This window comes from Pseudomonas parasichuanensis (genome assembly GCF_021601385.1).
Taxonomy (GTDB): Bacteria; Pseudomonadota; Gammaproteobacteria; order Pseudomonadales; family Pseudomonadaceae; genus Aquipseudomonas; species Aquipseudomonas parasichuanensis.
In genome coordinates, this window is record NZ_BQHO01000004.1 from 194,898 (window position 1) to 206,381 (window position 11,484).

At 66.6% G+C, this 11,484-nt stretch carries 8 protein-coding genes; 2 read left to right on the forward strand and 6 right to left on the reverse strand.

Translation table 11 applies throughout. The features are described from left to right. Positions 1-78: 78 nt before the first annotated feature. The 6 genes from L6D77_RS05235 to L6D77_RS05260 all read right to left on the reverse strand — a co-directional run bounded on the left by L6D77_RS05235 (position 79) and on the right by L6D77_RS05260 (position 10,063). Positions 79-519, reverse strand: coding sequence for a YkvA family protein (locus L6D77_RS05235; protein ID WP_232882366.1), 441 nt, complete (start codon positions 517-519; stop codon positions 79-81). Positions 520-802: 283 nt separating this feature from the next. Next, positions 803-1,531: a BamJ family beta-barrel-assembly machinery protein gene (locus L6D77_RS05240; protein ID WP_125463028.1), complete on the reverse strand. Its 729-nt coding sequence runs from the start codon at positions 1,529-1,531 to the stop codon at positions 803-805. Between the two features lie 215 nt (positions 1,532-1,746). Then, positions 1,747-2,679: a pca operon transcription factor PcaQ gene (pcaQ, locus tag L6D77_RS05245; protein WP_236170018.1), complete on the reverse strand. Its 933-nt coding sequence runs from the start codon at positions 2,677-2,679 to the stop codon at positions 1,747-1,749. 149 nt (positions 2,680-2,828) lie between these two features. After that, a complete protein-coding gene (gene nirD / locus L6D77_RS05250; protein WP_232882368.1) occupies positions 2,829-3,191 on the reverse strand; it encodes a nitrite reductase small subunit NirD in 363 nt (120 codons plus the stop codon). After that, positions 3,191-5,743: a nitrite reductase large subunit NirB gene (gene nirB, locus L6D77_RS05255; RefSeq protein WP_232882369.1), complete on the reverse strand. Its 2,553-nt coding sequence runs from the start codon at positions 5,741-5,743 to the stop codon at positions 3,191-3,193. The genes nirD and nirB overlap by 1 nt, the downstream gene beginning before the upstream one ends. 306 nt (positions 5,744-6,049) lie before the next feature. Further along, positions 6,050-10,063, reverse strand: coding sequence for a bifunctional nitrate reductase/sulfite reductase flavoprotein subunit alpha (locus tag L6D77_RS05260; protein ID WP_232882370.1), 4,014 nt, complete (start codon positions 10,061-10,063; stop codon positions 6,050-6,052). Between the two features lie 319 nt (positions 10,064-10,382). Here L6D77_RS05260 and L6D77_RS05265 point away from each other — a divergent pair, with 319 nt between their 5' ends. Together L6D77_RS05265 and map are read left to right on the forward strand one after the other, a co-directional pair. Continuing rightward, positions 10,383-10,586 carry a ParD-like family protein gene (locus L6D77_RS05265; RefSeq protein ID WP_110993070.1) on the forward strand — a complete coding sequence of 68 codons (204 nt, stop codon included), beginning with the start codon at positions 10,383-10,385 and terminating at the stop codon, positions 10,584-10,586. Continuing rightward, on the forward strand, positions 10,583-11,359 hold the full coding sequence (gene map / locus L6D77_RS05270) for a type I methionyl aminopeptidase (RefSeq protein WP_232882371.1): 777 nt from the start codon (positions 10,583-10,585) through the stop codon (positions 11,357-11,359). The genes L6D77_RS05265 and map overlap by 4 nt, the downstream gene beginning before the upstream one ends. Positions 11,360-11,484: the final 125 nt, after the last annotated feature.

An 11,484-nucleotide genomic window follows, 5' to 3' on the forward strand; every position in this document is an offset into this window, starting at 1 on the left:
CACGGCATGTAATCCCTAGGCATAACGCTTATGCCAATTATATTACCAACCTCGGGGGTCTGTGCGCTCGCTGCTTGTTCAGCGGTTTGGACGCTCCAGGCGCAGCGCCTCGGGCGTGGCCGGCAGGCGCTCGACCACCCGCAGTTTCTCCGGCGCCTGGCTGTCGCGCCAGGCCCTGAAGCGGCTCAGTTCATCGGCCACGGTCTTCAATACCCAGCCGAGCACGGCGATATCATCGAGGAAACCGACCCCCAACAGCCAATCGGGAATCGCATCCAGGGGGCTGACGAAATACAGCAGCCCGGCGACGACGGTCACCAGCGCCTTGGGGCTCACCGCGCGGTACTCGCCACGCCACCAGGCCAGGCACAGGGCCTGCATCAGCCGCACATCCTCACGCAACTGGCCAAGCTTGGGCCCCTTGCGCGCGACCGCAAACAACAGCGCCGGCAAACGCCCACGGCTGAGCAGGCGCTCGGCCAGCGGCAGGAAACGGGCGAAATTCCAGGGAGCGCTCATGCAACCTCCAGAGCAACGGACAGTTATCCACATTTATTGTGGATAACCTTGTGAACAGGACCGCCTTTGCGCCGCTCGGCGCCCGCCGGACAAGGGCCGGGCACGGATCGGGCGTTTTTTACACAGCCGTTTCAATTGCGCAAACGTTTTGCGACAACCCGCCGCAGGTTCATCCCACGGCATTGCTTGCGACAGTGAAGGACGTCAGCGGTTCGCGTCAACCACCTGCAAAAACGACGACGCCCCGTCGAAACGGGGCGTCGTTGTACAGCAAAGGGTGCGCTTACTCAGCCTGGGCCGGTTCGGCGTCCTGCTTGCTCGGGTCTTTGATGCCCAGCAGTTCCAGGTCGAAGACCAGGACCGAGTTGGCCGGGATCAGCGGGCTCGGGCTCTGGGCGCCGTAGGCCAGCTCGGCCGGAATGTACAGCTTGTACTTCTCGCCGACATGCATCAGTTGCAGGCCTTCGACCCAGCCCGGGATCACGCCGCTGACCGGCAGGTCGATCGGGGCGCCGCGCTCGACGGAGCTGTCGAACACCTTGCCATCGATCAGCTTGCCTTCGTAGTGAACGGTCACGACATCAGTCGGTTTTGGCTGCGGGCCATCGGCCTTCTTCACCACTTCGTACTGCAGGCCCGAAGCCGTGGTGACCACGCCAGCTTTCTTGGCGTTTTCTTCCAGGAACTTCTTGCCGGTGGCGGCAGCTTCTTCGCTGGCCTTGGCCAGACGCTCCTCAGCGCGCTTCTGCAGGGCGGAGAAGGCCTCGACCAGCTCTTCGTCCTTCAGGCGCTGTTCTTTCTTGCCGACCGCATCCTCGATACCTTGGGCGACAGCTTTCGAATCCAGGTCGTCCATGCCTTCCTGAGCCAGGCTCTTGCCCATGTTCAGGCCGATACCGTAGGAAGCTTTCTGTGCCGGAGTCTTCAGTTCGACGCTGCTGGTCTGGGCGTCGCAGCCCGCCAGCACCAGACCTACCAGGGCAACCGCAGCCGCCAGACGAGTTTGTTTCATGCTGATTCCTTGTTCATGCGCCAGAGGGGCAAATCAGGGTAAAGCCGCGAGCTTATCAGGCGGCCACGACCAATGGCTACCGGCATAGGAGCCAGGAAAGCCTGATAAGTTCCGGTATTTGAACAACAGACGCCAGTCCAGCAGACCGTGGAGTACCAGATCGCCATCACACCCTTCGAGACAGTGGCTGAAAACGGCCCTGCCCAAAGACCTGCTCAGGGGTACAGGCCGTCCCGGTACTGCCCCGCCACCTCGCGCAGCACCTCGCACACCCACTGCGCGGGGAGGCTCGGCGGCAAGTCGGCATTGCGGCAGATGCCCACCGAGCCGCCCGGCTCGCGCACGCCCAGGTCCAGCTCGGCCAGTTCGTTACGGCGCAGGTCGAGCAACACCGCGTCGCGCGGCGCCACCCACAACGCATCGCTGCCCAGCAGGTAACGGCGGCTCAAGGCCAGCGACAGGGTTTCCAAGCGCTGTGCCGGCAACGCGATACCGCACTGCACGAACAGGCTGTCGGCGTGCCGGCGAATGGTGGTGCCCTGGGGCGGCAGCACCAGCGGATAGCTGCCCACCTGCGCCCGCTCCACCGGTGCGCTGGCCAGCAGCGGGTGGCCCGGACGTACCACCAGGGCCATCGATTCGCTGTACAAGTGTTCGAATGACAGGCCCTGGATCTGCGGGCTGTCGGTCATACGCCCGACCACCAGCTCCAGCTCGCCCAGGCGCAGTTGCCCGAGCAACTGCGCACTGACCCCGGTGACCACGCTGATCACCAGGGCTTCATGGCGCTGGTGCAGGCGGCACAGCACTTCGGGCATCAGCAGGCCCTCGACCGTCGACAGCACGCCGATGCGCACCTGCGAGGGTGTCCTGGCGTCGCCACGCACGCTGCCCACGCCATCGCGCAGGGCCTGCACGCTGGGCCCGGCGTAACGCATGAAACGGGTGCCGGCGGGGGTCAGGTTGACGCCCAGGTGGGTGCGCTCGAACAGCCGTGCTTCGAGCAGGTCTTCCAGTTCCTTGAGGGTCTTGGAGATGGCCGGCTGGCTGATGGCGAGCACATCGGCGGCACGGGCCAGGCTGCCCTGCCGGGCAATCTCCAGGAAGCACAGCAGGTGGCGAAACTTGATGCGGGTGTCGAGGTTCATGCGAGGCAGTGTATCTGCGCGGGCGAGTGCTGTAATCCGTTGCCGTAGAGGCATGTCGGCTGCACTGGCCTCATTGCCGGCAAGCCGGCTCCCACAGGAACCGCGTCTCCCTGTGGGAGCCGGCTTGCCGGCGATGAGGCCAGGTGAGATTACCCCAAGCCAATCTCCACCTGCCCCGCCACCACCCGCACCGGCCACACCCGCAACTGCTGCGCGGCATCCTCCAGGCAACGCCCGTCCTGCAGGCTGAAATGCTGCTTGTACAGCGGCGCCGCCACCACCAGCTCACCCTGCAGGCTGCCCACCAGCCCGCGACCGATGATATTGGCCCCCGAGCGCGGGTCGCGGTTGTCGATGGCGTACAACGCCTGCTCGTGCCCCGGCAGGTAGAACAGCGCCACCTGCTCGCCCGCATGCCATACCACCACGCCGGAATCGGCAACCAGGTCGACGGCCTGGCACACGGCCTGCCAGGTGGTTTGCGTTGCTACAGCAGCATTGGACAGGTTCATCAGACAACCTCCTCATGGGTCGGGATCAGGTGCAACGCAGCAGCAGGCCGGCGCTGGCCACGCTCGCGGACGAAGTGCACATCGGGGTCGGCGCGCCGGTCGTTGACGAAGGTGCGAAAGCGCTTGAGTTTTTCCGGGTCGTTCAGGGCGTTGGCCCACTCGCATTCGTATTGCTCGACCACATGCTGCATCTGCGCTTCCAGCTCGGCGGCCAGGCCCAGGCTGTCGTCGAGGATCACCTGCTTGAGGTAGTCCAGCCCGCCATCCAGGCCTTCGCGCCACACCGAGGTGCGCTGCAGCTTGTCGGCGGTGCGGATGTAGAACATCAGCACCCGGTCGATCAGCCGTACCAGGGTTTCATCGTCCAGGTCGGTGGCGAACAGCTCGGCATGGCGCGGGCGCATGCCGCCGTTGCCGCACACGTACAGGTTCCAGCCCTTGTCGGTGGCGATCACGCCGATGTCCTTGCTCTGCGCCTCGGCGCACTCGCGGGTGCAGCCAGACACCGCGAACTTGAGCTTGTGCGGCGAGCGCAGGCCCTTGTAGCGGTCCTCCAGGCGCAGGGCCATGGCCACGCTGTCCTGCACGCCATAGCGGCACCAGGTGCTGCCCACGCAGGACTTCACCGTGCGGGTCGACTTGCCGTAGGCGTGGCCGGTCTCGAAACCGGCCTCGATCAGCTCGCCCCAGATCAGCGGCAGCTCATGCAGCTGGGCGCCGAACAGGTCGATGCGCTGGCCGCCGGTGATCTTGGTGTAGAGGTCGTACTTTTTCGCCACCTGGCCGATCACGATGAGTTTTTCCGGGGTGATCTCGCCGCCAGGGATGCGCGGCACCACCGAGTAGGTGCCGTTCTTCTGCATATTGGCCATGAAGGTGTCGTTGGTGTCCTGCAGCGGCACCAGCGCCGGGTCCATGATCGGCTGGTTCCAACACGAGGCGAGGATATTGCCCACTGCCGGCTTGCAGATGTCACAGCCGACATGGCCTTTGCCGTGGCGTTCGAGCAACTCGTGGAAGCTGCGGATGCCCTCGACCCGCACCAGGCCGTAAAGCTCCTGGCGGGTGTAGGCAAAGTGCTCGCACAGGCTCTTGTCGACGGTCACGCCACGGGCGGTGAGCTCGTGTTCGAACACTTGCTTGAGCAGCGCCGCACAGCCGCCGCACCCGCTGGCCGCCTTGGTGCAGCCCTTGACCGCCGCAAGGTCGCTGCAGCCGCTGTCGATGGCCGCGCACACCGCGCCCTTGCTGACGTTGTGGCACGAGCAGATGGTCGCGCTGTCGGGCAACGCATCGGCGCCCAGCGCTGGCGCGCCGCCCCCTTGGGGCAGGATCAGCGCGGCCGGGTCGGCCGGCAGCTTGATGCCGTTCTGGGCGTATTGCAGCAGGGTGTCGTAATAGCTGTTGTCGCCCACCAGCACCGCGCCGATCACATGCTTGCCGCTGGCGTCCACCACCAGCCTGCGGTAGCTGGCGTTGGCTTCGTCGATGAAGCGGTAGCTGCGCGCGCCCGGGGTGGCGCCGTGGGCATCGCCGATGGAGCCGACATCCACCCCCAGCAGCTTGAGCTTGGTCGACATGTCGGCGCCAGTGAACTCGCCACTTGCCGCGCCCATCAACAGCGCTGCCAGGTTGCGCGCCATGGCATAGCCCGGGGCGACCAGGCCGAACACGCTGCCGTTCCACGAAGCGCACTCGCCGATGGCGAAAATCTTCGGGTCGCTGGTGCGGCAATGCTTGTCGATCACCACGCCACCCCGGGCGGCGATCTCCAGGCCGCTGGCCCGGCCCAGGGCGTCCTGCGGGCGAATACCGGCAGAGAACACGATCAGGTCGGTTTCCAGGTGTTCGCCGCCGTCGAAGTTCATGCGGTAGCGGTAGTCTTCACCGGCACTCACCGACTGGGTGGCACGGGACAGGTGCACGCCCACGCCCAGCGCTTCGATCTGTGCCTTGAGTGCCGCGCCACCGTCGATGTCCAACTGCACCGGCATCAGCCGAGGAGCGAACTCCACCACATGGGCTTCCAGCCCCAACGACTTGAGTGCGTTGGCCGCTTCCAGCCCCAGCAGGCCACCGCCGACCACCACGCCACGGCGGGCATCACTGGCGGCGGCGCGGATCGCATCGAGGTCATCGAGGGTGCGGTAGACCAGGCGGGCGTTGCCGCTGCAGCCTTCGACCGGCGGCACGAACGGGTAGGAGCCGGTGGCCAGCACCAGTTGGTCATAACCGTAACGGCCCTCGGCGGTGACCACCTCGCAGCGCTCACGGTCGATCTCCAGCACCGCCTCGCCCAGGTGCAGGTGTACGCCGTTGTCGCCGTAGTAGCCCTGCCCGCACAGGGCCAGGGTCTCGGCGCAGCTCCCGGCGAAGTATTCCGACAGGTGCACCCGGTCGTAGGCACGCTGGCGCTCTTCACCGAACACATGCAGCTCGAAGCGCTCGAGTGCGCCCTGCCCGATCAGTTGTTCGACACAGTGGTGGCCGACCATGCCGTTGCCGACGATGACCAGTCGTGCCCGTTGTGCGCCGTTCGCTGTTGCCTTCATAGCCGTTCCTCGATCACGGAAAACAAAAAGGCGCCTGGAGCGTAAGCTCCAGGCGCCTTTGCCTGTACTCATCAGTGTGAGGCCCCTGGTTTGATCGCCGTTGATCAGTGGGGCTGTTGTGAATCTGTCAAAGCAGAGACTGTGCCAAGACCTGCATGTCGCGTTGCCTCACCGGCTGCTTCGCGGGTAAACCCGCTCCCACAGGGCCTTCGCTGCTCCTGTGGGAGCGGGTTTACCCGCGAAGCAGCCGGCACAGGCCACCCATGAATGCACAGCCAAGGTGCACAGCTCCCCAACGCGGGGCACTCAATACACATCCCGCCGATAACGCTTGTCGCGCCCCAGCGCCTCGACATAGGCATCCGCCGCCGCCGCATCCATGCCGCCATGCTCGGCCACCAGCTTGCGCAATGCGCTATCCACATCCCTGGCCATGCGCTGGGCATCGCCGCAGATGTAGACATATGCCCCCGCCTGCAACCACTGCCACAGCTCGGCGCCGTGCTCCAGCAGGCGCTGTTGCACATAGATCTTCTCGGCCTGATCGCGGGAAAACGCCGTGCTCAGGCGCAGGTGCCCGCTGGCCTGCCAGGCCTCCAGTTGCTCGCGGTAATAGAAATCGCAGGCCGCCTGCTGCTCGCCGAAGAACAGCCAGTTGCCCCCGCTGGCCGCGCGCACCTCGCGCTCCTGAAGGAACCCGCGAAACGGCGCCACACCGGTGCCGGGGCCGATCATGATGATCGGCAGGCTGTCGTCCTCGGGCAGGCGGAAGTGCCTGGACGGCTGCGGGAAGATTGCCACTTCCAGTGCCTGAGCCCGGTCGGCGAGAAACGCCGAGCAGACCCCTTTGCGCTCGCCGTAGCGCACGGTGGCCATCGTCAGGTGCACCTGCCCCGGGTGCGCGGCGAGGCTTGAGCTGATCGAGTACAGGCGCGGCTGCAGCGGCTTGAGCAGCGTCAGCCAGGTCTCCAGCGGTAACTGCTGGGGGTATTCGCGCAGCACGTCGGCCAGCTGACGGCCCCACAGCCAGTCTTTCAATTCGGTTTTGTCCTGCAGCAGATCGCGCAACGCCTCGGCCGTCTGGCTGAACACTTCCAGCTGCTGCGGCGTAACCCGGGCGATTTCCAGGTGCCGCTCCAGGGCCACGGCCAGCGGCATCGGTGCGTGCCCCTTGAGCTCGACCTGGGCCTGGCCATCGAGCTGCATCAGTGCCAGCAGCTCGATGACCAGCGCCGGGCAGTTGCGCGGCCATACGCCCAAGGCATCGCCGGGCTGATAGGTGAAGCCGCTGCCGCTCAGGTCGAACACCACTTGGCGGGTTTCCTTGGTCGAGCCAGGGCCGCTGAGCAAGCGGTTCTCCAGCACCGGCGCCAGCCAGGGCTGCTGCTTGCTGTAGGTGTCTATCGGCTCGGGCTCAACGCAGGCTGGCGCGGCGCTACCCAACTCGGGCAGCAGGGCGGCCAGCCAGGTGCTGAAGGCTTCGTCATGGTCCGGCTCGCAATCGACCCGCGCCAACAGGCGTCGCCCGCCCAGTTCGGCCAGGCGCTGGTCGAGCTTGCGGCCAAACCCGCAGAACTGGTCGTAACTCGAATCGCCCAGCGCCAGTACCGCATAGGGCAGTGCCGCGCAATGCGCGCCCGCCTCGCCCTGCAGCGCCTGCCAAAACGCCGCGCCGCTGTCCGGGGCGTCACCATCGCCAAAGGTACTGGCGATCAGCAGCACGCTGGCGCTGCCCCGCAACTGCGCCGGGCTCACGGCCTCCATGCAGCTCAATTGCACCGCCAGCCCGGCCTCGCGCAGGTGCTGAGCGCAGCGTTCGGCCAGAGCCTCGCCCGTGCCGGTCTGCGAGGCCCAAAGTACGTGGTGGCAGGGCGCTGCATCTATCATCGCCGGGACTGCCGCAGGCTGGGCGAACAGCCCGGCCAGCAAGCCATCGACGAACAGCCGCCGGGCCGGGGCCAGCGGCGCACTGGCCGGCAGGCTCGGCACGCCTTCGCTACGGGCCTGGCCCAGGCCGAGCAGGAAGCCCTGCAGGTAGTGACGTTCGTCCTCGGCCAGCACCGGGGCCGGCAGTGCGTCCAGGCCCAGCAGGCGGGACAGGGTGGCGGTCGGCATGGCGGCAGGCTCCGAAGGGGTGGCAGTGTTCAGGTCGAGGGCCTCGATACGCTCGCCGGCCACCCGCTCCAGGGCCACGGCGCAGTGCTTGAAGGCCGGTTGCAGCGAGGTGGGGTCGACCGCATCGCAGGTCACCGCGTTGATCGCCAGTTGCTCGCCGTACAGGTCGTTCCAGTGGAACGGCGCAAAGCAGCCACCGGGCAATACCCGGTCACTGAGCCGCGCCGGCAGCAGCGCCCGGCCACGGCGTGAGCGGATCGCCACCTGGTCCTTGTCGGCAATGCCCAGGCGCCGGGCGTCGTCAGGGTGGATCTCGACGAAGGGGCCGGGCTCCAGTTTGTTCAGGCTCGGCACCTTGCCGGTCTTGGTCAGGGTGTGCCACTGGTGCTGCACGCGGCCGGTGTTGAGCACGAAGGGATAGGCGTCGTCGGGCAGCTCGGCCGGCGGCAACCAGGGCCGGGCGAAAAAACGCGCCTTGCCGCTGGGCGTGGGGAAGGCCAGCGCCGGCAGCTGGCCTTGCGGGTCGCGCAGCAGGTGCTGGCTGAGGCCGTCGTTGCGGTAGCGCCATGGGCTGCGGTCGTCGTTTTGCCCTGGGGCGCACGGCCATTGTCGGGGGCGCTCGCGCAGCTCGGCGTAACCGATGCCGCGCAGGTCGTAGCCGGTGGCCGGGTTCCAGAAACGGCGGATTTCCTCGTACACCGCTTCGGCGTCGGGGTAGTCGAAGGCCTCGGCGTAGCCCATGGCGCAAGCGATACGGGCAATGATCCGCCAGTCCTCCAAACTTTCACCGGGCGCCGCGACGGCACGCGGCATCAGCGTGAGGTTGCGCTCGCTGTTGATCATCACCCCTTCACCCTCGGCCCACAGCGCGGCGGGCAGGAGGATGTCGGCATGGCGGTTGGTTTCGCTGTCGAGAAACGCGTCCTGGCTGATCACCAGTTCGGCCTGGCCCAAGCCGTCGATCACCTGCTGGCGGTTGGCGACGCTGGCCACCGGGTTGCTGCAGATGATCCAGCAGGCCTTCACCTCGCCGGCCTTCATTTGCTCGAACAGCGCCACGGTGCCCTCGCCGCCTTCGCTGCGCAGATGGCCGGGCGGCAGTTGCCATTGCTGCTCGACGAACGCACGGTCAGCCTCGACCTGCGCCGAGCGCTGGCCCGGCAGCCCCGGGCCCATGTAGCCCATCTCACGCCCGCCCATGGCGTTGGGCTGGCCGGTCAGCGAGAACGGCCCGCTGCCAGGGCGGCAGATGGCGCCGGTGGCCAGGTGCAGGTTGCACAGCGCATTGCTGTGCCAGGTGCCGTGGATGCTCTGGTTCAGGCCCATGGTCCAGCAGCTCATCCATTCGCCGGCCTCGCCGATCAGGCGTGCGGCCTCAATGATGTCGGCCTCGCTCAGGCCGGTTATGGCGGCCACGCGCGCGGGCGTGTAGTCGGCCAGGAATGCCGGCAGCTCGTCCCAGCCCTCGGTGTGCCGGGCGATGAAATCGGGGTCGGTGTGGCCGTTGGCGTGCAGCAGGTGCAGCAGGCCGTTGAGCAGCGCCAGGTCGCTGCCCGGGCGCAGTTGCAGGAACAGGTCGGCCTTGTCGGCGGTGGCGCTGCGCCGGGGGTCGACGACGATCAGCCTGGCCCCGGCCTTGACCCGGTCGAGCAGGCGCAGGAACAGGATCGGGTGGCAGTCGGCCATGTTCGCGCCGATCACCAGGAACACCTCGGCACGCTCGAAATCCTGGTAGCTGCCCGGCGGGCCGTCGGCGCCCAGCGACTGCTTGTAGCCACTGCCGGCGCTGGCCATGCACAGGCGCGAGTTGGACTCGATATGGCGGGTGCGGATAAAACCCTTGGCCAGTTTGTTGGCCAGGTACTGGGCCTCCAGCGACATCTGCCCGGACACATACAGGGCCACGGCGTCCGGCCCGTGCGCGTCGATGATCGCGCGCAGTCGCGCAGCGGCCTCGGCGATGGCCTGGTCCATGCCGGTGCGCACCGGCTGCTGGCTGCGCTGGCGGCGCACGAAGGCCTGGGCCATGCGCCCGACGCTCAGCGGCACATGGGCGGTCAGGCCCTTGGTGCACAGGCGGCCGAAATTGCTCGGGTGCTGCTTGTCGCCGCTGACCTTCACCACCTGGCCGTCGCTGACGCTCATGACGATCCCGCACCCCACCCCGCAATACGGGCAAACGCTGCGCACCTGGCTGCTGCTCATCGGCGATCTCCTGCTGATGAAACGACAAAGGCGCCGGCTGCCCCGCCTGCACTGGGCAAGCGGGGCAACACGGCGCCTTCGTCGTGATGAAAAGCGGCCATCGGCGTTGATGGCCTTGATGGTGTGTGCTCAGCAATTCTCAGGCCAGCACTGGGCCAATCGCTGGCAAGCCAGCGCCCACAGGGTTCAAGCTGCGGGAGCCAGCTTGCCGGCGATTGCCCCACGCACCGTTGTGGTGAGTAACGCACCAGCGGGTGGCATACCTCTCGATATCCAAGATATGATTCATATACGTTTCATATATACGGATGACTTAGCCATGGGCATCGTCAAGATCAACGACGAACTCCACGAAGACCTGCGCATCGCCAGTGCCGCCCTGTCACGCTCGATCAACGCCCAGGCCGAACACTGGATCCGCCTCGGCATGCTCGCCGAGCTGCACCCCCAGGCCACCTACCAGGAATTGCTGCGCCAGCTGCTGCGCCAGGAACAGGCCAACCTCAAGGAACTGCTGCAATGAGCAAGGTGATACTCAAGGACGCCGCCCAGCTGGCGCTGATGCGCCGCGCAGGGCAACTACTGGCCCAGGTGTTCGCCGACCTCGACGGGTTCATCCGCCCTGGGGTGACCACCATGCAGATCAACGACCGCGCCGAAGCCTTCATCGTCGAAACCCTCAAGGCGCGCCCGGCGAGCAAGGGCCAGTACGGCTTCCCCTACGCGCTGAACACCTCGGTGGACCATGTGGTGTGCCACGGCATGCCCAAGCTGGACGAGGTGCTCAAGGAAGGCTCGATCGTCAATGTCGACATCACCCTGGAACAGGGCGGCTATATCGCCGACTCGTCGAAGATGTATTGCCTGGGGCAGATCGGCGCAGAGGCCCGCCGGCTGGTCGACACCACCTACGAAGCGCTGTGGAAAGGCATCGAACAGGTCCGCCCGGGCGCGACCCTGGGCGATATCGGCCACGCCATCCAGGCCCATGCCGAGGCCGCCGGCTACAGCGTGGTGCGCGAATACTGCGGGCATGGCATCGGCCAGGAAATGCACGAAGCGCCCGAGGTGCTGCACTTCGGCCAGCCCGGTTTTGGCCTGAAGCTGCAGCCCGGGATGGTGTTCACCATCGAGCCGATGATCAACCAGGGCGGGCGCGGCACCCGCAGCCTGCGCGATGGCTGGACGGTGATCACCCGCGACCACAGCTTGTCGGCGCAGTGGGAGCACACCGTGGCGGTGACCGAGCGCGGCTATGAGGTGTTGACCCTGCGCGCGGACGAACAGCGCCACTGAGCACCCCTGGTTCGACGCCCTCTGTAGGAGCGGCCTTGTGCCGCGAAAGGGCTGCAGCGCAGCCCCGGCGACTTCTGTTGTGACGCTGAAAACTGGGGCCGCTTCGCGACACAAGGCCGCTTCTA

Bases quoted from the DNA above. Each gene is read 5' to 3' on its own strand.
- L6D77_RS05235 (WP_232882366.1), bottom strand. From the start codon at position 519: ATGAGCGCTCCCTGGAATTTCGCCCGTTTCCTGCCGCTGGCCGAGCGC.
- L6D77_RS05240 (WP_125463028.1), bottom strand. From the start codon at position 1,531: ATGAAACAAACTCGTCTGGCGGCTGCGGTTGCCCTGGTAGGTCTGGTG.
- pcaQ (WP_236170018.1), bottom strand. From the start codon at position 2,679: ATGAACCTCGACACCCGCATCAAGTTTCGCCACCTGCTGTGCTTCCTG.
- nirD (WP_232882368.1), bottom strand. From the start codon at position 3,191: ATGAACCTGTCCAATGCTGCTGTAGCAACGCAAACCACCTGGCAGGCC.
- nirB (WP_232882369.1), bottom strand. From the start codon at position 5,743: ATGAAGGCAACAGCGAACGGCGCACAACGGGCACGACTGGTCATCGTC.
- L6D77_RS05260 (WP_232882370.1), bottom strand. From the start codon at position 10,063: ATGAGCAGCAGCCAGGTGCGCAGCGTTTGCCCGTATTGCGGGGTGGGG.
- L6D77_RS05265 (WP_110993070.1), top strand. From the start codon at position 10,383: ATGGGCATCGTCAAGATCAACGACGAACTCCACGAAGACCTGCGCATC.
- map (WP_232882371.1), top strand. From the start codon at position 10,583: ATGAGCAAGGTGATACTCAAGGACGCCGCCCAGCTGGCGCTGATGCGC.